The following is a 22107-nucleotide window of genomic DNA, read 5'->3' on the forward strand; positions in this document are numbered from 1 at the left end:
GCCAGGAGGGAGGACGAGATGACCGACCCCGTGCGCCGGCCACCGCTCCTCCCGCAGTTGCGCAGATTGCTTCTGCTCACCGACTCGCATCCGCGGCGCTGGATCGGCTCGACCGTGGCGGCCTCGGTCACCCTGGCGCTGCTCGATATGGCGGGCGTCGCGGCGATGATCCCGTTGATGCAGCTCATCACTTCGGGAACTCCCGACGGTCCGTTCCTGGAGTGGGTGGTGCAGTTCGTCGGCACCTCCGAGCTCTCGACCCTGATCCCGCTGATCGCCGGGTTCGTCGCACTCGCATTCATCGTGAAGAGCATCGGATCGATGGCTTTTCGCTGGTGGCTGCTCGGCCGTACTTCGAGGATCGCCGCACTTGCCTCATCCGAGATGTTGAACCGCTACGTGCTGTCGCCCTACTCAGCCCACCGCGCGCGTTCCCTGAGCGTCGTCTACCGGAACATCAACGACTGCACGAGCCAGGCCGCCAGCGTGCTCGTGGCCGTGGTGAACGTGTGCACGGACTTCCTGATGCTGCTCGCGATCATGACTGTGCTCGCCATCAGCGCCCCGCTCGTGACGGCATTCGCCGTCGTGCTCTTCGGCGGGCTCGTCTTCGGCGTGCAGCGCATCCTCCGCGCGCGTCAGCTGCGAATCGGCGAAGACCTGGCCGTGACGAGTCTGGAGGCGTGGCAGTCGCTGATGCCGGGTCTCGACGGCTTCCGCGAGACGAGACTCACCTCCAGCGCGTCATCGTTCGTGCGCAACTTCCGCTCGGCTCGTCTGCGCGGGGCGCACCTCGGTCGAGAGATGGGCTTCATCTCGGATGTGCCGCGCTACCTGCTCGAGATCGCCTTCATCGTCGCCATCGTCGGAATCGCCGTGATCCTGTTCGCGATGGGCGACGGCGAGCAGGTCATCCCGGTGCTCGGCCTCTTCGCCGCGGCATCCATGCGAGCGCTGCCGACGATGAACCGCGTGAGCGCGAGTCTCGCGACCACGCGCGGCGGGCAGGCGGGGCTGCGCATCATGATCGAGACCCTGGACGAGCTGCAGGCCGAGGGCAGCCACGATGAGACCCCGAAGAGCGGCCCACCGTACGTCGGTGACATCCTGCTCGACGGCGTGACGTTCGCGTACCCCGACGCCGAACAGCCCGTCCTGTCCGACTTGACCCTCACCATCGCCGAGAACCAGACCACGGCGTTCACCGGCGGCAGCGGCGCCGGCAAGACCACGGTGGTCGACCTCGTGCTCGGGCTGCTGGCGCCGACCTCAGGGGCGATCCGGTGCGGTGGCCGCTCCATCGACGATGATCTCGCGTCGTGGTATTCGGGGATCGGGGTCGTACCGCAGGACGTCTTCCTCTTGAACGCGACGATCACCCGGAACATCGCCTTCGGCGAGGATGCCGCCACGATCGACATGGATCGACTGCACGAGGCCGCGCGCCAAGCCCAACTCACAGAGCTGCTGCAGGAACTCCCTGACGGCGTCGACACGATCGTCGGCGACCGCGGCGTGCGACTCTCAGGCGGCCAGCGTCAGCGCGTCGGCCTCGCCCGCGCACTGTATCGTCGGCCGCGCCTCCTCGTCCTGGACGAGGCGACGAGCGCGCTGGACAATGCGACAGAGCACGAGATCGCGCAGACGCTCCAGGCCCTGCGCGGTCAGATGACGATCGTGATCGTCGCCCACCGACTCTCCACCATCCGCTCGGTCGACCATCTGGTGCACCTGCGCGAGGGCCGGATCGGCGCCGAGGGGACCTTCGACGAAGTGCGCGCCCAGGATGCCGAATTCGCCCGGCTGGTCGAACTCGGATCGCTCGACTGAATCACCCGGTGCGGGACTCTCGGCGGCCGAGACGCGCCGCCAGCGCGGTGATCGATGTCCACGGCGCACGCCGCGCACCCCAGACAGCCAGGCGTGCGGCGTACGGTGCGTCACGACGACGGCTCGCGGCGATGAACTCGCCGAGATTCTCCGCGGCAGCGTAGCGGCGAAAGGCGCGGCGGTGGCGTCGTAGCAGTCCTGTCAGCTCGCGGTCGCCGCGAAGCCGCGCATCTCGCAACTGATCGAGCACGACGCGTCGGTTCGCCTCGCGGCCGGCAAGTCCGCGGCTGGTGACATTCGCGCTGTGCCGGCGATAGCCGACCAGTTGTCGGTCGACATTCGCGAACTCGCCGATCTGCAGCAGCCGCAGAATCAGGTCGTTGTCCTCAGCCGGTTCCATCGCCGTTCGGCATCCACCCACCGCGAGAAACGAGTCCCGACGAATGAGCAGCGTGGTGATCCGCGGTGGGAGTTCGTCGTACGCGATCATCTGCGCTGACGTCGCCTGCCGAGCGCCCCAGCCGGAGCCGAAGGTCACCCCTTCAGCGTCCATGTACCATCCCCCGGTACACACCGCCACCGCATCCGGCATGGTGACGAGCGCGCGCAGCTGCTCCTCGATGCGCTCTGGATGCCACACGTCGTCGTCGTCGAGATACGCGATCCACTCGCCCTCCGCGGCCGCGGCCCCGGCGTTGCGGGCGACGGACAGACCGGATGCCGGCTGCCTCAGGTACCGCAGGCCGAGTCCGGAGGCGATCTCGGAAAGACCGGGTGCGGGCGAACCGTCGTCGACCAGCAGGATCTCGCGCACGGGTGCGGTCTGCGCACGCACGGAAGCGACGGCCTCCTCGAGGTAGCGACCGCCCCGGTTCGTCGGAATGATCACGGTCACCGCACGGTCCCGCATTCGCGCACCTCCATCCCTCCAGCGGTGAGCCTACAACTATGCTGAGCCGCATGTCCGACCCGGATCTCAGCGTGTGCATCGTCACCTACGAGCGCTCCGCGTTCATGGTGCGCTGCCTCCAGTCCCTCGCCTCGGACGTCGGCGACGACGTCGAAGTGATCGTCGTCGACGCGTCTGCCGTCGATGACCGCGCCGCAGCCGTCGAGGCCTTCCCGGGTGCGCAGTACCTGCACCGTCCGGGGCTCGCCGGTTGGATGACGCGCTCGCGCAACGCAGCCCTGCTGCATGCGCGGGGCACGGTGGTCGCGTTCCTCGACGACGACGTCGTCATCTCCCCCGGGTGGAGGCGTGGACTGGACGATGCCTTCGCCTCCGAACCGCGTCCTGATGCCGTCGCCGGACGCACGCGGAACCTTCTCCCCGGCGAGGAGACGTACGAACTGCCGATCGGCCGGCTGCGCGATGACGGCACCCTGACAGCGGGATTCGCGTCGCTGCCGAGCGGCCTCATCGAGGTCGATCACGGCATCGGCGCCAACATGTCGTTCCGGCGCGAGATGCTCGCGCGACTGGGCGGCTTCCGCGACGACTATCCGGGAACAGCCATGCGGGAGGACACCGACATCTTCCTGCGGGTGAAGCGGCTGGGCGGCCGTACCGTGTTCGCGCCGGACGCCGTCGTCGACCACCTCCCGGCGCCTCATGTGAAGGGCCGCCGCTTCGACACTCGCTACAAGCTCTACGGGCGCCGAAACCACATGGTGCTTCTCGCGCGCTACGCCGGGCTCCGCTCTCCCCTCCTGCGTCGCTGGATCGTCGCAGACCTTCGCGCCATCCGCGATGCGGGCGGGCTCCTCCGCCGCGTCCAACGGCTCGGCGTGTCGATTCTCGGCATCGTGTGGGGCTTCGGAGCGGCGATCCGTCAGGCGCGATGGGCGCCCCTGCCGGCGGAGCGTGCGGGACAGGATGCCGAACGCATTCGGGCGGCTCTACGTCGCTGATCCTCACGCCGGCATGAGCACACGGGGCCTATCATGACTGCGTGTCCGAACTCCGGCGTCTGCCCGCCCGCATCGCGGGTCACCTCGCGTGGCGCGCTCGACGTGCGGGAACGGTCGTGGCCGATCGCTTCCGCCGCGGAGACCGCACGGTGACGATGACCCCTCCGGTCGGCCTGCGCTTCGGGAACTGGCTCTACCTGTGGTTGCAGGCGCATGAGTCATCCGCCGCGGGGCGGCCGTGGCTGGTGCTCGAAGCCCCGGGGATGGCCGAATGGCTCGATGCCTTTCCCGGCCTGCGTGAGTTCACGGTGGCGCGAGACGAGGTGCGCTTCCACGATCGCCGGGTGTGGGGAGAACGATTCTGGAACCAGAAGTTCGGCGAGGAGTTCAGCCGTCGAGCCCTCGACGCGTTCATCGCCGACGTCCTGGCGCCGCACATCCCGGTGGACGACTCCGACACCGTCGTCGTGAACGTCCGGCGCGGCGACTACTACGCGCAGGATCACCTCCGCGCGCGTTACGCGTTCGACCAGGCCGGCTACATCGCCGACGCCCTGGAACGGATCGGCCCGGCCGCGCGCATCCGGCTGGTATCCGATGACCCCGAGTGGTGTCGCAAGCACCTCGGAGTCCTGCTGAGCCACCATGCCGACGAGGTCGTGTACGAACCCCGCGGCGCTGTCGGCAACTTCCTCGCGGTATCCGGCAGCCGGAAGCTGATCGGCACCAACTCGACGTTCTCGTACTGGGGCGGATACATCGCCGGCGTGCTGCACTCCGACGCCCAGATCGTGATGCCCCGCTTCCATGCACGCACCGAGCGCGGTACGGACGCCTACCACCTTGATCCGTCGTGGACGATCATCGACGGATACCACTGAACCATGCGTCGCGCGACATAGACTTTGCCCGGGCTGAGGGGGTTACACATGGGGACTGGCACAATCGGGATCGTCATCCCGGTCTACAACACCGATGGCGCGTATCTGGACGAGTGCATCGCATCGGCGCTGGCGCAGACCGTGGACTGTCCGGTCGTCGTCGTCGACGACGGTTCGGTGAAACCGAGCACCTTGGAAGCTCTCGCCCGCTGGTCGGACAAGGGTGTGCAGGTGGTGCGGCACCCGGAGAACCGGGGCACGAGCGTCGCTCTCGATTCCGGCGCCGCGGCTCTCGATACCGACTACGTCATGCCGGTGGGCAGCGACGATCGCATCCAGCCCTCCCTCTGCGCTGAGGTCGCTGCGATGCTCGACGCCGACCCGGCGGTCGGCGTCGTGTCGACCGACCTGCAGTTCTTCGGATCGTTCGAGAAGGTCGACCGCCTGCCCGCCACGAACGGCGTCGCCGACATCCTGTTCGGCAACACGATCCCGGGAGCATCCGCATTCCGGCGGAGCGACTGGGTCGCGCTCGGCGGCTTCGCGACCGGTCTCCGCTTCGGCCAGGACTGGGAGTTCTGGGTGCGCCTGCTGGCGAGTGGCCGCACCGCCCGCATCGTGCATCAGCCGCTCTACGAGTACCGGCGGCACGCCGCGCAGGTGACGGCCACGATGTCCGAGGAAGGGAAGCGCGAACACAGCCTCGATGTGGTCCGCCGAAACCCGGCGATCTGGGGCGCACACGTCGAAGAGATCATGGCGCGGTACTGGACGCTTGCCGATGAGCACACACGGCAGTCCGCACGCCTCGCAGTCTTGGAACGCCGGTACGGAGCGATCAATCGGCTGCTCGGTCGCGGCGCACGTTTCGTGAAGTCGGTGCGACGCAGAATCCGGAGGCGCGGATGACATCGCGTCTCTCGATCTCGACGATCATGACCGACACCCCAATGGGTGCACAGGTCTACCAGCGCGAGATCACGTCTCGCGCTGAGGCCGCTCTCGCCGAAGTCTCACCGCGGCCCTGGACGGTGCGCGAGTTGGACTTCCGCTCGTTCCGGTCGTCTCTCGCCGGCAACCGCCGACTGCCGCTCGGCCGCGTTGCCGCGGCACCTGCCGCAGTGCGCCGAGCGATCGGGCGAGTGCTGTACCAGGGCGACGCCGTGTCGCACCGGATGGCCCTCGAGCTGCCGCCCTCCCCGCACGTCGACGTGGCGACGCTGCACGACGTCGTCGCGTGGCGGTTCGCGGACGAATCGGCCCCCGTCCGCGCTGCCGCTGAGGAGCTCAGGCGAAGCGCCGCCGTCATCTGCGTCTCCGCGTTCACGGCATCCGAGGCCGTCGATCTGCTCGGAATCCGAGATCCGCACGTGATCCCGAACGGCGTGGACGTGCGCTACTTCGATGCGGCTCCACTGGATGCTGCTTCTCGACGTGCCCTCGGCCTCGAAGCCCCGTACGTGCTCCACGCGGGCGGGGCGGCCCTGCGCAAGAATCTCGCAGCCCTCGCCGATGCGTGGCCGCGGGTGCACCGCGAGCGTCCCGACCTGTTGCTGGCGATGGCCGGCCCTCCGCATCCGCAGCGCACGGCGTTGTTCGCCGGCATGCCGGGGGTTCGTCTGCTCGGCATGCTCCCCGACGAGACGATGCCCGGCCTCGTCGCCGCTGCCACGACCGTCGTCGTCCCCTCCCTGTACGAGGGGTTCGGCCTGCCGGTCCTCGAGGCGATGGCTGCCGGGGTCACCGTCGTGGCTGCCAACACGAGCAGCCTGCCCGAGGTCGCCGCCGGCCACGCGATCATCGTCGAACCGGGTGCAGCGTCGATCGCCACCGGCATCCTCGATGCGACATCGGACGATCCGGCGCTGGGCGCCCTCGTGCGCGGCGGTCGGGCGCATGCCGCCGACTACACCTGGGATCGCAGCGCGCTCGCACATGCGCGGGTCTGGAACTCCTTGCGCTGACCCGTGCGCTGAGGGTCATACTGAGCGCATGGACGTGATCGAAACGTCGCCACCACGCATCGAACGCGATGATGAGCGCGTGCGCGCGGTGGCGGACGTCAGCGGGCGGCCAGCGCTGTGGTTCTCGGTGGAGGAGCGCTTCGCCGACCTGATCGCCGACCGCGCGGACTACGTCGTGATCGGGCTGCTCATGCCGGCGATGAAGGAGGGGCGCGACCTGCATGTCGGCGGGGTGGTGACGGATGCTCTGCTGCACAGCGCGAACGGAGATCTGCAGCGTCTCCTCCGTCTGATCCATCCCGATCTGCATGAGATCCGGGTGACAGCGGATGCCATCGCCGCACCGTCACGGCCGGCTGCCGGGGTCGCCACCGGGTTCTCGGGCGGGGTGGATTCGTTCGCGACGCTCGCCGAGTACCTCTGGCCTGACGATGTTCCCGACTCGCTTCGGGTGACGCACCTCCTCAACAACAACGTGGGCGCGCACGGGCACGGAAGAGACGGCGACGCTCTCTGGCAGGCCCGCCGTGCCCCGCTGGCACGGGCTGCTGCCGAGTTCGGCGTCCCGTTCGTCACGGTCGACAGCAACCTCGACGAGCACTATCCGCGCATCGGTTTCATCCAGTCCGTGACGATGCGCAACGCGACGATTCCCCATCTTCTGGGTGCCGGGATCGGTCGCCTGCACCTCGCCTCGGCGATCTCGTTCACCGCCGTCCACATCGACTCCTCCGGCGAGATCGCCCGCTTCGACCCTTTTCTGGTTCCGCTCGTATCGACGCCGGCGGTGACCGTGAGTTCCGCGAACTCGGGGCTCACGCGGGTGCAGAAGACCCTGTCGCTCATCGGACGCCCCGAGTCCCGCTATCTCGACGTGTGCACCGACGGAGACCCGCAACGCACGCGCAACTGCTCCGCATGCCCCAAGTGCATGCGCGCGATGCTGACGCTCGAGATGGCCGGGCACCTGCAGGAATTCTGCCCGCAGACGTTCTCCCTCGAGCCCTACGTGAAGGGCCGGGACGCCTTCATCGCCAGCGTGCTGTCCTCCGACGGCCCCTATCCCCGCGAGCTCCGCGAGTACGCGAAGGAGATCGGCTGGCACTGGCGGGTGCCCGATCGCGGTCGATCACTCGCCTCTCGGTTCCGTGCCGCAGCATCCCGCCTCGCGCATCGAGTGGCCGCGCTCCCCCTGGTGCGCTCGTTACGAGGTGCGTTGCGCCGCTGAGCCGCGGGGCGGCGACCGATCTCGACCGTTCCGGTCGCAGTTTGTGCGGGTGTCAGGCCCTGCAGACGACGCCACGTGCGACCGGAACCTACCGCAGCGCCGCCAGAAGCCCACCGGGGAAGGGGAGCTGACCGAGCGGCAGCGCGAGCGCTCCGGCGAGCGCCTGCTCCAGCCCATCGCCGGTGCGGGCGACCGTCGCGGCATCCGCAGCCCACGCCTCGGCGACGAGGTCGTCCAGGGAAAGCGCCTCGTCGAACGGCCGGAACCGCGTGCGGCCAGGCGTCACCGCTGCCTCGTAGTCGCGGAACTTGAAGTCGCCGCCGCCGAGCGGCGGGTCGAGCGTCGTCCACACCGCCGGGATCCCGTAGGAATCCGCGGTGATCAGCCCGTGCAGTGATGTCGTGATCACGGCGCGGCTCGCGGCGATCTCGCGCACGGCGACCGCCGCCCGTTGATGCACGTTCACCACGCGCACGGCGGCTTCCCCGGCCTCCCGCACTCGACGATCGAGCTGCGGATGCGGGCGGTGATGTCCGTGCGGCACGACCGCGATCCTGCCGTCGGACGGCGGCCGCGGCAGGTGTCGGGCGACGAGGATGCCCGGATCCCCGAACGTCGGCTCCTCGGCCAGGCCGATGCGCTCCGCGGTGAGCGGTCCACGCACCGCGAGGACGGATGCCGCCGGCAGCAGGTGCCGCCGATCGTTCATGAGCCCCGATCCCCAGATCGCGCCGGTGAAATCCTGCGGCACGAACTCCAGCAGGCTTCCGACTCCGATCAGGCGGGCCGCGCGCGGCTCGCGGTACAACGGCACGATTCCGTACCGCGGCAGCAGCCAGGGCGTGAGGTCGTCGCCGAAGTTCGGATGCCCGTCCCACCAGAACGCGGGGATGATCACACCGTCCCCGCGGGCGTGCGGCTCCGCGAGCGCCTCAGCGAAGCGGCGCAGCTGCCGGCCACGCCGTCGCAGAGCCCCCTCGTACCTCACGGCCCGGCGTCCGAGCGCACCCGCGTGAACAGTTCCTCGTAGTCGAGGGCGACGCGAGACCAGCCGTACTCGCCGACCCGCTGCGCTCCGGCGGCGGCGATTCTGCTTCGCAGCGGCTCGTCGGCCATCACCGAGGTCAGCGTCGCGGCGAGCGCCGCGGTGTCTTCCGGGTCGACGAGGAGCGCATCCTCGCCATCGCGGATGAAGTCGGTCGCACCGCCGCGTGAGGTCATGATGAGGGCAGCACCGCCCCGCCACGCCTCGAGGGCGACGATCCCGAACGACTCGGAACGACTCGGCACCACGACGGCGGCTGCGTCGCCGATGCGCTGCGCGACGGCCGTCGCATCCTTCTCACCGACGAGCGTCACGGACTCCACCAACCCGAGAGACACGATCTGCTGCTGCAGGCTCACCCGCTCCGGCCCGTCTCCGATGATCTCGAGCCGGACCCCCTCGAGCGCAGCCAGCGCAAACGCGTCGATGAGGAGGTCGAAGCCTTTCATCCGCCCGAGTCGACCGATCGCGAGCACGAGTCCCTGACGCGGCGCGTCCGGGTCCGCCGTCCCGAGCGACAGATCGACGCCATTCGGCACGACAACCCCGTCCGCGAGTCCGAAGCGTGCGCGCAGGTCGTCGAGCACGTAGGTGCTCGGCGCGGTGACGGCGGATGACTGGGCGAGTGCGGCGCGCAGGCTTCGTCGCAGAAGCGCCGAGCGGGCGTACACGCCGTTGTCGTCGCCCAGAGTCTCGCCGTGCGAGCTGACCACCAGCGGCGTCGTGAACGCCCGCTGCAGGGCTGCGGCGTAGACGCCGTTCGGTCCGAAGCACTGCACCGACAGCACATCGGGGCGGAATCTCGCATATGTGCGCCGCCATTCGCGCCAGGCCCGCGGTACCGACCAGACCGTGCGGAACAACCCGTCGAGCGACCGGGCGGGCAGCGGCGTCGGCAGGTACCGTACCGGCACGGGGAAGGCTCGTGCCGACCACATGCCGCGGTCGACCGTCCAGACCTCGACCGCGTGCCCTCGATCGTGCAGCGCGGTCGCGACCTGGGCGACGTGCGTCTCCACCCCGCCGACATGCGGAGCGAACGACGACGAGATCAGCGCGACGCGCAACGGGGAGCGCCGCTCATCCGACGACATCACGTCAACCGCTGGGGCGTCGTTTCGGCGCCGACGTCTCGACCGTCGCGTCGTCGAACAGCTGTTCCAGGGCGGCATCCTCGTCGAAGTCCGCGTTCACGGCACCGGTCGAGGGAGCGGGCCGCGGCCGAGGCTTCTGCCCGGTTCGTACCACCCCGCCGCCCGGGCGGGCAGCGGTGCGAACCCGCCGCGGTTTCGCCGGCTTGTCCGTCTTCGTCTCGACGGCCTCCGCCTCCTGCGGGTGATAGTCGTACGAATAGTTCGCTGTGCCGCTGCCGGTCAGCGGCATCCGGTTGAGGACGACCCCGAGCACGCGCCCTCGTACCTTCTCGAGGGCCTCGACCGCTTTGTCGACGAGGTCGTAGGTGGTGCCGCCCACCGTGACCACGATGATCGCGCCGTCGGCCTGATGCGTGAGGATCGCGCCGTCGGTGACCGGGAGCAGCGGCGGCGCATCGATGATGACCATCGCATGTTCGGCGAGCTCGTTCAGGAGCGAGCGCATCCGGTCAGACCCGAGCAGCTCGCTCGGGTTCGGTGGAATGGTGCCTGCTCCGAGAACGACCAGTCCGGGAACACGAGGCGTCCTCTGCAGCACTTCGATCAGGTCGGCTCGTCCGGCGAGGACGTCGGTCAGCCCCGCTCCGGGGATGAGGCCCATGGTCGTGGCGACCGTCGGTCGCCGCAGGTCGCCGTCGACGAGTGCGACGTGCTCTCCGTTCGCCGCGAGCATCGTGGCGAGGTTCGCGGCGACGGTGGATTTCCCCTCCCCCGGCATCGCGCTGGTGACGACGATGCAGCGCGGCGGGTGGTCGACGTCCATGAACTGCAGGTTCGTGCGGAGCGTGCGCAGCGATTCGGAGACCGCGAAGCTCCCCTTCTTGGTGGTGTCCGAGAGATCGATGAGACGTTGATCCGGGTCTTTCTTGCCCACCGTCGGAATGCTCCCGAGCACCGAGACGCCGAGCCGCTGCTCGACGTCGTCCCCTGGGCGCACACGCCGATCGGACAGCGCGCGCAACAGAGCGAACGCGATCCCCGCGCCGAGCCCGAGGACTCCGCCGACCATGAGTGCCGTCTTCGTGTCGGGAAAGCTCGGCGCCGTCGGCAGCGATGCCGATTCGCCGAGCACGATGCCCACCGGCGCTGATCCGGGCGTGCCGTCGCCCTCGAACTCATCGATCGTGGCGGTCAAACCCATCACCCAGGCCGAGGCCAGGTCGCGAGCCGCCTCGGGGGTCGTCCCCTGGGCGGTGATCTTCAGGATCGCCGTGTTCAGCGGATTGTCGACGGTGATCCGGCGCACCAGATCCTCCGGGGAGCTTTCGCTGCCCAGTTGCTTCGCGGCGAACTCGGCGACGTTGGTCCAGGTCGCCATGTCGCGATAGGTCGGCACCTTCGCCTTGGCGAAGTTGTCGCTCGCGTTCGGGGCGAGCGCGACGCCCTGCTGGTCGGTCGCCTTCGACCTCAGGAAGCCGCTGGCCGACGCTTCGTACACCGGTGTCTGAATGGCTGCCCAGCCATAACCGGCGCCGAGCCCGACGAGCACCAGTAGGACGATCGCAATCCCATGACGCCTCAGCGCCAGGAAATAGTCGCGGATCTGCATGCCACCCCCAGTGTTTTGACTGATCTTACGCGCGGGCCCGGTCGGCGGGCGGTGCATTCTTCACGCGGCTGCGTGCGGGATGCCGAGTACTCCGCGGCACCTGTCGGCCTGTCCTTGTCGTCGCGATCCGGCCGGTGGCCCGTCGCCGATCGTTCCAGAAGCTCTTCGCCTCACCACGACTCACCGCGAGCGCCTGCGCCCCGAGACAGATACCGGCGATCAGGAACGGGATCGACACCTGCGCCGACACCCAGAAGAGATCGAACTGCGCCTGCACGATGCGGGCGAGCACCGAGCCCAGCGCGAGCATTCCGAAGCGGGCATCGACGCGCCACAGCACGATGATGATGCCGATCCACATGATCATGAATCCGGCGAGGCCGACGAGCCCTGTCGATGCGACGACTTCGAGCTCCGCCTGCGGCGGCTGGAAGTTCGCCGTCGGATGCACGTACCAGTAGCGGAGGCCGTGGCCGAAGAACGGCGAATGTTTCCAGAGCGCGTAGACCTCCTGCATCCATTCGATGCGCTGGTACACGGAATTGAAGCGGTTCTGCGAATCGATTTGCTCGACGACGCTCTGCACGATGAGCACGGCGCTGGGAACGGCGATCACGGTGATCAGCACCCAGTGCCGGGCGGCTCCCTGACGGAGCACGTGGATGAGCAGCGCCACCAGGAAGCCGATCATCGCCTGTCGCGACTGCGTGAGGGCGAGGGCAGCGAGGAAGAGGAACAGTGCGGCCCGCGCCCATCGTTTCGGGATCTGCGCCCAGTCCGGATTGATGTACGCGACGAATGCGGCGAAGGCGAGAGCGCCGCCCGCGAAGTTCTTGTGCATCGCCCAGGGCCACTGCGGATACACGGCCCCGAAATCATCGGCCGCGATCAGTGCCAGTGCGCTGGCGAGCGTGCCGAGGGCGATGAGCGTCGCCACGGCGTAGATGAGGACGAGTGCCGTGCGGGCTTTGCCCGCGCGACCGATCGCCCAGCCGCTGAGGAGAGCTCCGGAGATGAGGAGCCAGGCGTGGAACCACTCGATCACGTTCTGCGCGAACGGATTCGCGATGACGGTGAAAAGAGTTGCGAATTGATAGATGAGGTTGAGCTGGAGCAGCGCTTTCAGCGGCGGACTGAGATCGCGGTCGCCGAGGAACACCGCGGTGCCGAAGGCCGCGGCGAGTGCGGCATCCGACACCGTCAGATCGCCCGGACCGATTCCGATGCGCTCCACGATGAACAGTGCCGGTGTCGCCATCAGTGCGATCGCCATCGGCTTGGATGCGGTGAGCACGGCACCGATGAGGAAGGCTCCGATGGCCGCCGCCGTGACCACACCGTTCGCGATCCCGCGATCGAGCAGCAGATATCCGCCGGCAGCGACGCCGCCGGCGAAGAGCACCCAGCGCCAGACACCGGCCCACCAGTCGCGCAGGCGAGAGGGCTGTCCCGTCATGCGACGCGCGTGCATGCCTTCATCCCCATAGCGCCCCCTCAAGCGTGGTCTCAGTATGGCACTGAGGTGCTCGCAGGCCCAGGGCCGCCGCCTCGGTTGTGATTAGTCCACCGTTTCGATCGCTTTCCGACATCGTTCGATCGTTCTGCGACACGATTCAGCCATGACGTACAGAACTCGGCCACTCTCGGAGAAGCCGCTTGTGCGGTTCCCTGCCCTTCCGCCTCCCCAGCGGAAATGACCACCGGAGATATTCATGTCTGAAGAGAACACCTTCGCGCCCCAGGGCGTTTCCCGTCGTACCCTCGTCAAGGGCGCCGCATGGTCGCTGCCCGTCATCGCCGTTGCCGCCGCCACCCCGTTCGCTTCGGCCAGCGTCGCGTGGAACGGCACCGTCACTGCTGAGTGCAGCGGCGACTACGACATCTCGGTGCTGACCGGCATCGTCGGAGCCGGCCTGGTCGGCGTCGTCCAGACCGCGCTGGGCGTCCTCGGCCTCGAGCCGAACGCCACGCGTGAGTTCACCGTCACCGCCACGACCGGCGACATCCCGGCGGGCACGCAGTACCTGCTCACCGACCCGAACGCACTGCTGACGCTCACCGGCCTCGAGGCAGTGATCGGCGCCGGCGTCGCCGGTGTCGTCAGCACCACCGACGGCTACGTGATCACGCTCACCAACGCGATCCCGAACGGCAGCTCGTTCTCGGTCAACGTGTACGACGCCCTCGTCAACGTCGGCGCACTGAGCAGCTTCACGCTGACCCAGGTCCAGGCAGACGCCAATGCGGGTGACAACAGCGCGACGACCGGCAGCCTCCTGGCCGCAGCCATCAACCTGGGCGACCTCGGCATCCCGTTCGTCACCGGCTCGCTCGCCGTTCAGACCTGCGACCTTTGATCTGCCGCTAATCTGAGGGTTATGCCCACGAACCCCGTCGAGTTCATTCTGATGATCTCGACGGGGTTCGTCGCGTTCGTGCTCCTGCTGTCAGGTGCGACGAAGAGCGGACGGATCGGGCGCACCCTCGACAGCATGGAGGCCCTCGGGGTTCCCGAGTTCGTCCGGCGCCGATGGATCGCCGCCGCGGTTCCGGCATGGGAGATCGGGCTCGGCCTCGCGCTGCTCATCGCGCCGGGCTGGTATCGTGCCGCAGCCGCGGCACTCGCGCTGGGCACGTTCGCGGTCTTCACCGTTTTCATCGTCGGCGTACTGCGTCGCGGCGATGACGTGGATTGCGGATGCTTCGGGCCGCTGTCTGTCGATGATCGCGTCACCGGCTGGACCGTCGCCCGCAACGCCGTACTGATCCTGGTATCCGTTGCCGTTGCCGTCACCGCCCCAGGGCATCCATCGTTCATCGTCGAACTCTTCACAGCCGACCGCGGGCTGGTGCTGCTCGCTAGCCTGGCCTGGGCGCTGCTGGCGGTCGGAGTGCTGGCGACCGCTCTCTTCCGCATCCGCCACGACCGCGCAGACTCGACAATCCCGTCTGACTCGTCCTCGACATCCGTGCGCATCTCAGCGGAGGGCGATCCTCTTCCCGACGCCGAACTCGTGAGCCCCGCGGGCGTCACCGTGCCGCTGCACGCACTCGGCAGCGGCTCGCCCGTGCTCCTCGTCTTCCTCTCCGCGGAGTGCGGCAAGTGCGAGGCGGCGGCCCGTCGATTGCCGGAATGGCAGCAGATGATCGGCCCCTCGATCCTGCTGCGGGTCGCGACCTCCTCACGCCCCGATGCGCTCAAGGCGCGTGTGCCTCAAGCGCTGCCGTTCGCGTACTTCGGGGCACGATCAGCCAAGCAGCAGCTCGGCGTCGAGGGCATCCCGTCGGCCGTACTGCTCGGCGGCCTCAACTACCGTTTCGTGGCCTCGCCGATCGCGCACCGCGAAGACGAGATCGACGCGCTCGTTCGCGGCATCGTCAACGCTCAGGCCGAGACGCCGTGAGTCTCTAGCGAACCCGCCACTTCCTGGGACGCCCGGTGATCATTCCGAGCAGCCACTCGATGGGGCCGGTGCCGACGAATCGCACCCACGCCCAGCCCAGCAACGCCATGCCAGGAACGATGAGCAACCAGCCGAGCGGCTCGTTCGTCTGAGGGAACCCGTTGGAGCGCGCCCACAACGCGATCACGCCCACGTGCACGACGTAGAGACTCAGAGCGACCTGCCCCCATGCTCCCACCGGCCCCAGCATCCGCTGGAAGGCGCCTCCGCCGGCTGTCGCCACAAGCACGACGACAACGTAGGCGGCGAACACGAGGCCGACGTCATGCAGCGTGTCGAGGTAATCACCCGACTGCACGGCGACCGTGAAGAAGCGCTCGACGGCCATGCTCCCGAGGAACGCCACGGGTGCGATCGCGGCCATCACCCAGAGCAGGCGGTCGCGCCGGAACCCGTGTCGCAGCAGCAGCGCGCCCAGCAGGAAGAACGGCAGCAGGTTGATCAGGCGGTACGAACGCCCCACCGCCAGGCCGTTCGCGAGCTCCTGCACGATGAGCGGCTGCGTGTACAACCACGTCGTACCCCGCGCCAGCATCAGCAGCGGCTGACTCAGAAGCGCGATCGCGGCCGCGACGATGATCAGCGTCCGCGTTCCCAGGAGCAGCAGCGGTACACCGAAGATCAGCAGCAGCCCCAGCGACTGCAGCACGATCATCACCCACGACCCCCACGTCGTCATCCAGATCCCGAGCGCGACGAGGAGGACTCCGCGCCAGCTCTGCTGCACCAGGGTACGGGCGACGCCGGACCTGCGATTCCAGACCAACTGGGCCGAGATTCCCATCACGAGCGCGAACAGGGGCGAGGCGACATCGTTGATGGTCCCCTGGATGAACAGCAGTGCCTTCGGCATGTCCGGCACGAACGGGCCGGCGTGGGCGATGAGCATCGCGAGAATGGCGACGCCGCGCAGCACGTCGGGGATGAGCATCCGTCGTCGGGAGCGGGATGCCGAACGGCGATCGCTCATGGTGCTGGTCGCGTTGCCGGTGCTCATATCCAGTCCCCACTTGTGAAGGCGATCATGCCGCGGCGTTCCGTTGTTCTCCAGGGCAGCTCAAGCCTAGGGATTCGCTCGCTGTTCACCTATCACCAGGGCGGAAATGGTGGATGATGAGGTATCGACGCCCCTTGGAAAGAGGAACGTATCGTGCGATTGTCGGTCATCGGCTGCGGATACCTGGGAGCTGTGCACGCTGCAGCCATGACGTCGATCGGTCATGACGTGGTGGGAATCGACATCGACCCCCGCAAGATCGACGCACTCACGCGGGGCGAGGCGCCATTCTTCGAACCAGGCCTGCAGGACATCCTCACCGAGGGCATCGCTTCTGGCCGTCTGACGTTCACCTCTGACATCGCTGCCGCCGAGGGTGCCGCCGTGCATTTCATCGGCGTCGGGACGCCGCAGCAGCAAGGCGGGCACGCCGCCGACCTCAGCCACGTCAACGCCGCTTTCGATGCGCTCCTCCCCTATCTGCGCGAGGGCGACGTCGTCGCAGGCAAGTCCACCGTCCCGGTCGGCACCGCCGTCGAGTTGGCACCGCGGGTGGAGGCGACCGGTGCGACGCTGGTCTGGAACCCGGAGTTCCTCCGCGAAGGCTGGGCCGTGCAGGACACCATCGATCCCGACCGGCTGGTCGTCGGTATCCCGGCGACCCCCGCAGGCGAGCGCGCAGCCCAGGTGCTCCGGGAGGTCTTCCACCCGGCGGTCGCGAAGGGCACGCCGTTCCTCGTCACGGACTACGCGACGGCCGAGCTCGTCAAGGTGGCAGCGAACGCCTTTCTGGCGACGAAGATCTCGTTCATCAACGCGATGGCCGAGATCGCCGAGGTCACCGGCGCCGACGTGACGCAGCTGGCCGAGGCTCTCGGACACGACGACCGCATCGGCAAGCGGTTCCTGGGCGCCGGAATCGGCTTCGGCGGCGGATGCCTGCCCAAAGACATCCGCGCGTTCGCGGCACGGGCAGAGGAACTGGGACGCCGCGAGTCGGTCGCCTTCCTTCGCGAGGTCGATGCCATCAATATGCGCCGCCGTGACCGCGCCGTGGAGTTGGTCGTGGAAGCCCTGGGCGGCCTCGTCTTCGGCAAGAAGGTCGCCGTGCTCGGAGCCGCGTTCAAGCCGTACAGCGATGACGTGCGCGACTCCCCCGCGCTGGATGCCGCCGTGCGGCTGAACGGCCTCGGGGCCAACGTCGTCATCACCGACCCGCAGGCGATCGCGAACGCCCGGCGACTGCATCCGCAGCTCTCCTACGAGGCCGATCGCGATGAGACGCTGCGCGGAGCGGATGCAGTGCTCGTCGTCACCGAGTGGGACGAGTACCGGCGTCAGATGTCTCCGCAGCACGCCGCGTCACTGACGCGCGGTCAGGTCATCGTCGATGGCCGCAACTGCCTCGACGCTGCCGCCTGGCGCGCCGCCGGATGGACGTATTACGGCATGGGCCGACCGTAGTGACAGGCCTTCTCGTTCACGAATGGATCGAAGCATCCGGTGGAGCGGAGCAGGTGCTCGAGGCGATGGCGCGGGCGTTCCCGGACGCCGACATCCAGTGCCTGTGGGATGACGCGCCGCAGCGGTTCGCCGACCGTCGCGTGTTCGAGACATGGCTCGCCCGTACGCCGTTGCGGCGGCACAAGGCCCTCGCACTGCCGGTCACGACAGGCGTCTGGCGGCGGCTCCCCTCTCGGGAGGACTACGAATGGATGCTGGTCAGTTCGCACCTGTTCGCCCACCACGCGCGCATGGTCGGTCGCGACGTTCCCAAATTCGTCTACGCGCACACGCCGGCTCGATACATCTGGAATCCCGAGCTGGACGAGCGCGGCGAGAAGAAGATCGTGAAGGCCGTGGCCCCGCTGTTCCGACGTCTCGACCGCAGACGCGCGCAGGAGGCGACGGCGATCGCCGCGAACAGCGCCTTCGTGCAGGCTCGGATCGCGCAGGCCTGGGAACGGGACGCCGTCGTCATCCATCCACCCGTCGCCGTCGACCGCATTCGCGCCCAGGCCGACTGGCGAAATACCGTGACCGGCGACGAGCGGCGAGCGCTCGACGACCTCCCCACGCCCTTCGTCCTCGGCGCTTCGCGCTTCATCCCGTACAAGCGCCTTGATCTGGTCATCAGAGCGGCCGAAAGAGCCGGTCTCCCCGCGGTGATCGCCGGCCGCGGGCCGGAGGAGGCACACCTTCGCGCGGTGGCCGCCGAGGCACGAGTGCCGGTTCGCATCGTCGTGTCGCCGTCGGATGCGATGCTCTACGCACTGATGCAGCAGGCCGGTGCGTTCGTCTTCCCGCCCGTCGAGGATTTCGGCATCGTGCTCGTAGAGGCGCAGGCTGCGGGGACCCCCGTCGTCGCCGGTCCCGTCGGCGGCCAGATCGAGGCGATCGAGCCGGGTGTCAGCGGCGTGATCGCCGCCTCGACCGACGTCGCCGACCTGGCGGTGGCCATCGAGACTGCTCTGGGGCTGCCGCGCTTCGACGCCGCGTCGGCGACCGCCCGATTCCGCGAAGAGCGCTTTGCCGACGCGATCCGCGCGTTCGTCGGGCTGCGGTGATCGGATGCTGCGCCGCCGAGCTGATTCCCCGTCTTCACAAGGGACTCGCCCTACGCTGGAGGAATGAGTGAACCCGGTTCTCAGAATCCCCACATCGGCCTGAGCCGCCGTCAGCGCCGAGAGCTTCTCGACGCGCTCAGCTCGCCTGCTCCGCAGGACACACTGATCACCGGCGTACCCGCGATGACGCCTCCTCCCTCGCCGACGCCGCGTCCTGTCGCCTCTGAGGCGCCCGCTGACGCCCCCACGGTGCTGATGGTGTGCACCGGGAACATCTGCCGCTCGCCGATGGCTGAGGCCCTTCTCCGTGCCCGCCTCAGCGGCCTCGGCGTGCGTGTGCACAGCGCGGGCACGCATGCCCTCGTGGATCACGAGATGACCGAGCCGGCACAGGTGCTCGCTGTGGGGCTGGGGGCGGCTCCTGTGGATGCGGCGGCGCATCGCGCCCGCTTGCTCGTGGAGCCGCTGCTGCGCGACTCCGACCTGGTTCTCGCGATGGCGAGGGAGCACCGCACGCACACGGTTCAGCTGATGCCCAACGTCTTGCGACGCGTGTTCACCATCCGCGAGTTCGCCCGGTTGGCCTCAACGCTCTCGTCCGATGACGCCAGAGCAGCGGCGAACGCGGCCGGCGAATCACCGCGCGAGCGGCTGCGCGCTGTCGTCAACGCAGTCGGCGCCCAGCGCGGGATGACCCCCACGGGGAGCCCCGAGGATGACGACGTGATCGACCCGTACCGCCGGTCGCAGAAGACGTACGATCTGTCGGCGTCGCAGCTCGCGCCTGCACTCGACGAAGTGGCCCGGGTCCTCCGGGCGGGGTTGAGCTGAGCTCTGGTCGGCTCTACGACGACGGACGCAGCGTCTGGGAGGTACCAGCGCGGGCCGAGTCCAGCGCGGCCTCGACCACGACCAGTGTCCGCTGACCCTGCTCCATCGTGACGAGGTCGGTCTGCTTGCCGAGGACGGCGTCACGGAATGCTTCGTGCTCGGCTTTCAGCGGCTCGCGCTTCGCGAATGCATAACGGGTGACGTCTCCCTCCGACACCCCGCGGAACCTCGAAACGGATTCCCACTCCAGCGGGATGGTCCCGTTGGCGTAGAACGTGAGATCTCCGGTGGAGGTGTCGGCGACGAAAGCGCCCTTCTCGCCGGTGACGACCGTGAGGCGCTCCTTCATCGGGCTGAGCCAGTTCACGATGTTGTTCACGATCACGCCAGACGCCGTGCGCCCGGTGATCGTGATCATGTCTTCGTGCTCCCGGCCGCTCTTGAACGCGGTCTGTGCGAACACGATCTCGTAATCGGACTGCACCACCCACGCCGTGAGGTCGACGTCGTGAGAAGCGAGGTCCTTCGCAACCCCCACGTCTGCGATGCGCGACGGGAACGGCCCCTGCCGGCGGGTGACGACCTGATACACCGCACCCAGCTCGTCTGCTTCGATCCGGCGACGCATTTCCTGCAGCGCGGGGTTGAAGCGCTCGATATGTCCGACGGCTCCGACCAGCCCGGCTGCGGCGAACGCGTCGACCATGCGCTGGCCCGCTTCGATGCTGTCTGCGATCGGCTTCTCGACGAGTGTGTGCACGCCGGCAGCAGCGAGCTTCAGCGCGGCGTCTTCGTGGAACCGTGTCGGGACGGCGACGACTGCGATATCGATGCCCTCGCCGATGAGCGCCTCGATGTCGGGCAGCACCGAGAGATCTCCTGCGACGCCGTGCGGGTCTCCGCCCGGATCAGCGATCGCGACGAGGTCGATACCCTCGACCTCGCGCAGCACTCGCGCGTGATGGCGCCCCATCATGCCGACGCCGAGGAGGCCGGCACGCAGATTGGCCATCAGGCACCCGCCCCGGCGACCGCGTTGACCGCGGTCACGATGCGCTCCAGGTCTTCCTGGCTCAACGAGGGGTGCACCGGCAGCGAGACGACCTCGCGGGCGGCGCGTTCCGTCTCGGGCAGATCCAGCCCCGGTGCGAAATGCGCGAGTGACGGCAGCCGGTGGTTCGGGATCGGGTAGTACACGCCCGCACCGACCTGGTACTCGTTCTTGAGTGCCGCGACGAATCCGTCGCGGTCTTCCGGCACCCGGATCGTGTACTGGTGGTAGACGTGCACCGCACCGGCCGCGACCGGCGGAACGATGACGCCGCGCAGGTTCGCGTCCAGGAATGCCGCGTTGTCCTGGCGGGTCTTCGTCCACGCGTCGACCTTTGTCAACTGCACGCGGCCGATCGCGGCGTGGATGTCGGTCATTCTGGCGTTGAACCCGATGACCTCGTTTTCGTACTGCCGCTCCATGCCCTGGTTGCGCAGCAGCTTCACCTGACGCGCGATCTCGGCCGTCGCCGTGGTGACCATGCCGCCCTCGCCGCTGGTCATGTTCTTCGTCGGATACAGGCTGAACATGGCGAACTCGCCGAACGAGCCCACCGGGCGGCCGTCCAGCGACGCCCCATGCGCCTGCGCGGCGTCCTCGTACAGGGCGATACCGCGCTCGGCGGCCAGCGCTTCCAGTTCGCGCATCCGCGCCGGGTGACCATACAGGTGCACCGGGAGGATGCCCTTCGTCTTCGGCGTGATCGCCGCGGCCACCGCTGCGGGGTCCAGGGAGAACGTGTCCGGTTCGATATCGACGAACACCGGGGTGCCTCCGGTCAGGGCGACCGAGTTGCCCGTCGCGGCGAACGTGAACGACGGGACGATGACCTCGTCCCCCGCACCGACACCGGCCGCAAGCAGACCCAGGTGAAGACCTGCTGTACCCGAGTTCACCGCGACAGAGGGCCGACCCGGCACGAAGTGTGCGGAGAACTCCTCCTCGAAGGCCGCGACTTCCGGCCCCTGCGCAATCATGCCGCTGCGCATCACCCGGTCAACCGCTTCACGCTCCTCATCACCGATGATGGGCTTCGCGGGGGGAATGAACTCGCTCACGCGATCTCCTTGGTCAGTGTCTCGTTGGACTCCACGTAATGTGCACCCGTCGACGGGCACACCCATGATCCTTCACGCTCACCCGCAATGAGTGGCATACCCGCCTCGCCGACCCATCCGATGCGCCGCGCTGGCACCCCGACGACCAGCGCATATGCGGGCACGTCCTTCACCACGACGGCTCCGGCCGCCACTGTGGCCCATGCGCCGATCGTGACAGGCGCGACGCACGTCGCTCGCGCGCCGATCGAAGCGCCTCGCTCGATCGTCACACCGACCGGCTCCCAATCGTGCGCGCTCTTCAGCGAACCGTCGGCATTGATCGCACGCGGATAGGTGTCGTTCGTCAGCACGACCGCCGGGCCGATGAACACACCGTCTGCGAGCTTCGCCGGCTCGTACACCAGCGCATAGTTCTGCACCTTGCAGTTATCGCCCATGACGACGCCGGTGCCCACGTATGCGCCTCGCCCGACGATGCAGTTCTCGCCGATCCGGGCGCCCTCGCGCACCTGCGCGAGATGCCAGATCGAACTTCCCGCGCCGATCATCGCCTCCGGCGAGACATCAGCGGAGT

General features: G+C 68.3%; 20 protein-coding genes. 11 read left to right on the forward strand and 9 right to left on the reverse strand.

Features of this window, described 5'->3' with window-relative positions; genetic code table 11:
* Nucleotides 1-18: 18 nt before the first annotated feature.
* Nucleotides 19-1830: an ABC transporter ATP-binding protein gene (locus tag LTA6_RS01610; RefSeq protein WP_407358481.1), complete on the forward strand. Its 1812-nt coding sequence runs from the start codon at nucleotides 19-21 to the stop codon at nucleotides 1828-1830.
* 1 nt (nucleotide 1831) lies between these two features.
* On the opposite strand, the gene LTA6_RS01615 is transcribed toward LTA6_RS01610, so the two are convergent.
* Nucleotides 1832-2740 (reverse strand): glycosyltransferase family 2 protein, encoded by a 909-nt coding sequence (locus LTA6_RS01615; protein ID WP_407358482.1) that lies wholly within the window; start codon nucleotides 2738-2740, stop codon nucleotides 1832-1834.
* A gap of 50 nt (nucleotides 2741-2790) precedes the next feature.
* Here LTA6_RS01615 and LTA6_RS01620 point away from each other — a divergent pair, with 50 nt between their 5' ends.
* Genes LTA6_RS01620 through LTA6_RS01640 form a run of 5 tightly spaced genes read left to right on the forward strand, consistent with a single transcriptional unit; the run spans nucleotide 2791 to nucleotide 7814 of the window.
* A complete protein-coding gene (locus LTA6_RS01620) occupies nucleotides 2791-3741 on the forward strand; it encodes a glycosyltransferase family 2 protein (RefSeq protein WP_407358483.1) in 951 nt (316 codons plus the stop codon).
* Nucleotides 3742-3782: 41 nt separating this feature from the next.
* Nucleotides 3783-4622: an alpha-1,2-fucosyltransferase gene (locus tag LTA6_RS01625; protein ID WP_407358484.1), complete on the forward strand. Its 840-nt coding sequence runs from the start codon at nucleotides 3783-3785 to the stop codon at nucleotides 4620-4622.
* A gap of 48 nt (nucleotides 4623-4670) precedes the next feature.
* Nucleotides 4671-5531 carry a glycosyltransferase gene (locus tag LTA6_RS01630; RefSeq protein WP_363544850.1) on the forward strand — a complete coding sequence of 287 codons (861 nt, stop codon included), beginning with the start codon at nucleotides 4671-4673 and terminating at the stop codon, nucleotides 5529-5531.
* Nucleotides 5528-6586: a glycosyltransferase family 4 protein gene (locus tag LTA6_RS01635; RefSeq protein WP_407358485.1), complete on the forward strand. Its 1059-nt coding sequence runs from the start codon at nucleotides 5528-5530 to the stop codon at nucleotides 6584-6586. Before LTA6_RS01630 ends, LTA6_RS01635 begins: the two co-directional genes overlap by 4 nt.
* Before the next feature lie 28 nt (nucleotides 6587-6614).
* Nucleotides 6615-7814, forward strand: a complete 1200-nt coding sequence (locus LTA6_RS01640; RefSeq protein WP_341975716.1) for a hypothetical protein — start codon at nucleotides 6615-6617, stop codon at nucleotides 7812-7814.
* Nucleotides 7815-7902: 88 nt separating this feature from the next.
* Here the strand turns inward: LTA6_RS01640 and LTA6_RS01645 are convergent, their stop codons facing one another.
* From LTA6_RS01645 to LTA6_RS01660, 4 genes are read right to left on the reverse strand one after another with little or no spacing between them, the layout of a single operon-like run.
* A complete protein-coding gene (locus LTA6_RS01645; protein ID WP_407358486.1) occupies nucleotides 7903-8802 on the reverse strand; it encodes a polysaccharide pyruvyl transferase family protein in 900 nt (299 codons plus the stop codon).
* Nucleotides 8799-9953, reverse strand: coding sequence for a glycosyltransferase family 4 protein (locus tag LTA6_RS01650; RefSeq protein ID WP_407358487.1), 1155 nt, complete (start codon nucleotides 9951-9953; stop codon nucleotides 8799-8801). Before LTA6_RS01650 ends, LTA6_RS01645 begins: the two co-directional genes overlap by 4 nt.
* A gap of 4 nt (nucleotides 9954-9957) precedes the next feature.
* Complete coding sequence (locus tag LTA6_RS01655) at nucleotides 9958-11562, reverse strand: polysaccharide biosynthesis tyrosine autokinase (RefSeq protein WP_407358488.1); 1605 nt, start codon at nucleotides 11560-11562, stop codon at nucleotides 9958-9960.
* Between the two features lie 25 nt (nucleotides 11563-11587).
* Nucleotides 11588-13033, reverse strand: a complete 1446-nt coding sequence (locus LTA6_RS01660) for an O-antigen ligase family protein (protein ID WP_407358489.1) — start codon at nucleotides 13031-13033, stop codon at nucleotides 11588-11590.
* Between the two features lie 241 nt (nucleotides 13034-13274).
* Here LTA6_RS01660 and LTA6_RS01665 point away from each other — a divergent pair, with 241 nt between their 5' ends.
* A complete protein-coding gene (locus LTA6_RS01665; RefSeq protein WP_341975723.1) occupies nucleotides 13275-13919 on the forward strand; it encodes a hypothetical protein in 645 nt (214 codons plus the stop codon).
* A gap of 21 nt (nucleotides 13920-13940) precedes the next feature.
* Nucleotides 13941-14966 (forward strand): MauE/DoxX family redox-associated membrane protein, encoded by a 1026-nt coding sequence (locus LTA6_RS01670; RefSeq protein WP_341975724.1) that lies wholly within the window; start codon nucleotides 13941-13943, stop codon nucleotides 14964-14966.
* A 4-nt stretch (nucleotides 14967-14970) separates the two neighbouring features.
* On the opposite strand, the gene LTA6_RS01675 is transcribed toward LTA6_RS01670, so the two are convergent.
* Nucleotides 14971-16023, reverse strand: a complete 1053-nt coding sequence (locus tag LTA6_RS01675) for a heparan-alpha-glucosaminide N-acetyltransferase domain-containing protein (RefSeq protein WP_407358490.1) — start codon at nucleotides 16021-16023, stop codon at nucleotides 14971-14973.
* A 153-nt stretch (nucleotides 16024-16176) separates the two neighbouring features.
* Here LTA6_RS01675 and LTA6_RS01680 point away from each other — a divergent pair, with 153 nt between their 5' ends.
* The 3 genes from LTA6_RS01680 to LTA6_RS01690 all read left to right on the forward strand — a co-directional run bounded on the left by LTA6_RS01680 (nucleotide 16177) and on the right by LTA6_RS01690 (nucleotide 19421).
* Entirely contained in the window at nucleotides 16177-17487 is a 1311-nt protein-coding gene (locus tag LTA6_RS01680; protein WP_341975726.1) for a UDP-glucose/GDP-mannose dehydrogenase family protein, read from the forward strand.
* The gene (locus LTA6_RS01685; protein ID WP_407358491.1) at nucleotides 17487-18590 is read left to right on the forward strand and encodes a glycosyltransferase; all 1104 of its coding nucleotides are present in this window, start codon (nucleotides 17487-17489) and stop codon (nucleotides 18588-18590) included. Before LTA6_RS01680 ends, LTA6_RS01685 begins: the two co-directional genes overlap by 1 nt.
* Nucleotides 18591-18653: 63 nt before the next feature.
* Nucleotides 18654-19421 carry a low molecular weight phosphatase family protein gene (locus tag LTA6_RS01690; RefSeq protein ID WP_341975728.1) on the forward strand — a complete coding sequence of 256 codons (768 nt, stop codon included), beginning with the start codon at nucleotides 18654-18656 and terminating at the stop codon, nucleotides 19419-19421.
* Nucleotides 19422-19434: 13 nt separating this feature from the next.
* Here LTA6_RS01690 and LTA6_RS01695 read toward each other — a convergent pair whose 3' ends face one another.
* From LTA6_RS01695 to LTA6_RS01705, 3 genes are read right to left on the reverse strand one after another with little or no spacing between them, the layout of a single operon-like run.
* Nucleotides 19435-20433 (reverse strand): Gfo/Idh/MocA family oxidoreductase, encoded by a 999-nt coding sequence (locus LTA6_RS01695; RefSeq protein ID WP_341975729.1) that lies wholly within the window; start codon nucleotides 20431-20433, stop codon nucleotides 19435-19437.
* On the reverse strand, nucleotides 20433-21530 hold the full coding sequence (locus tag LTA6_RS01700) for a DegT/DnrJ/EryC1/StrS family aminotransferase (protein ID WP_407358492.1): 1098 nt from the start codon (nucleotides 21528-21530) through the stop codon (nucleotides 20433-20435). Before LTA6_RS01700 ends, LTA6_RS01695 begins: the two co-directional genes overlap by 1 nt.
* Nucleotides 21527-22081 (reverse strand): acyltransferase, encoded by a 555-nt coding sequence (locus LTA6_RS01705; protein ID WP_407359240.1) that lies wholly within the window; start codon nucleotides 22079-22081, stop codon nucleotides 21527-21529. Before LTA6_RS01705 ends, LTA6_RS01700 begins: the two co-directional genes overlap by 4 nt.
* Between the last annotated feature and the right edge of the window lie 26 nt (nucleotides 22082-22107).

Origin of the sequence: Microbacterium sp. LTA6, from assembly GCF_045690355.1 — a bacterium.
Lineage (GTDB): Bacteria > Actinomycetota > Actinomycetes > Actinomycetales > Microbacteriaceae > Microbacterium.

What these genes read in the sequence shown, in the direction of transcription:
- LTA6_RS01610 (WP_407358481.1), top strand. Translation starts at nt 19, where the DNA reads ATGACCGACCCCGTGCGCCGGCCACCGCTCCTCCCGCAGTTGCGCAGA.
- LTA6_RS01615 (WP_407358482.1), bottom strand. Translation starts at nt 2,740, where the DNA reads ATGCGGGACCGTGCGGTGACCGTGATCATTCCGACGAACCGGGGCGGT.
- LTA6_RS01620 (WP_407358483.1), top strand. Translation starts at nt 2,791, where the DNA reads ATGTCCGACCCGGATCTCAGCGTGTGCATCGTCACCTACGAGCGCTCC.
- LTA6_RS01630 (WP_363544850.1), top strand. Translation starts at nt 4,671, where the DNA reads ATGGGGACTGGCACAATCGGGATCGTCATCCCGGTCTACAACACCGAT.
- LTA6_RS01635 (WP_407358485.1), top strand. Translation starts at nt 5,528, where the DNA reads ATGACATCGCGTCTCTCGATCTCGACGATCATGACCGACACCCCAATG.
- LTA6_RS01640 (WP_341975716.1), top strand. Translation starts at nt 6,615, where the DNA reads ATGGACGTGATCGAAACGTCGCCACCACGCATCGAACGCGATGATGAG.
- LTA6_RS01650 (WP_407358487.1), bottom strand. Translation starts at nt 9,953, where the DNA reads ATGTCGTCGGATGAGCGGCGCTCCCCGTTGCGCGTCGCGCTGATCTCG.
- LTA6_RS01655 (WP_407358488.1), bottom strand. Translation starts at nt 11,562, where the DNA reads ATGCAGATCCGCGACTATTTCCTGGCGCTGAGGCGTCATGGGATTGCG.
- LTA6_RS01660 (WP_407358489.1), bottom strand. Translation starts at nt 13,033, where the DNA reads ATGCACGCGCGTCGCATGACGGGACAGCCCTCTCGCCTGCGCGACTGG.
- LTA6_RS01665 (WP_341975723.1), top strand. Translation starts at nt 13,275, where the DNA reads ATGTCTGAAGAGAACACCTTCGCGCCCCAGGGCGTTTCCCGTCGTACC.
- LTA6_RS01670 (WP_341975724.1), top strand. Translation starts at nt 13,941, where the DNA reads ATGCCCACGAACCCCGTCGAGTTCATTCTGATGATCTCGACGGGGTTC.
- LTA6_RS01675 (WP_407358490.1), bottom strand. Translation starts at nt 16,023, where the DNA reads ATGAGCACCGGCAACGCGACCAGCACCATGAGCGATCGCCGTTCGGCA.
- LTA6_RS01690 (WP_341975728.1), top strand. Translation starts at nt 18,654, where the DNA reads ATGAGTGAACCCGGTTCTCAGAATCCCCACATCGGCCTGAGCCGCCGT.
- LTA6_RS01695 (WP_341975729.1), bottom strand. Translation starts at nt 20,433, where the DNA reads ATGGCCAATCTGCGTGCCGGCCTCCTCGGCGTCGGCATGATGGGGCGC.
- LTA6_RS01705 (WP_407359240.1), bottom strand. Translation starts at nt 22,081, where the DNA reads ATGATCGGCGCGGGAAGTTCGATCTGGCATCTCGCGCAGGTGCGCGAG.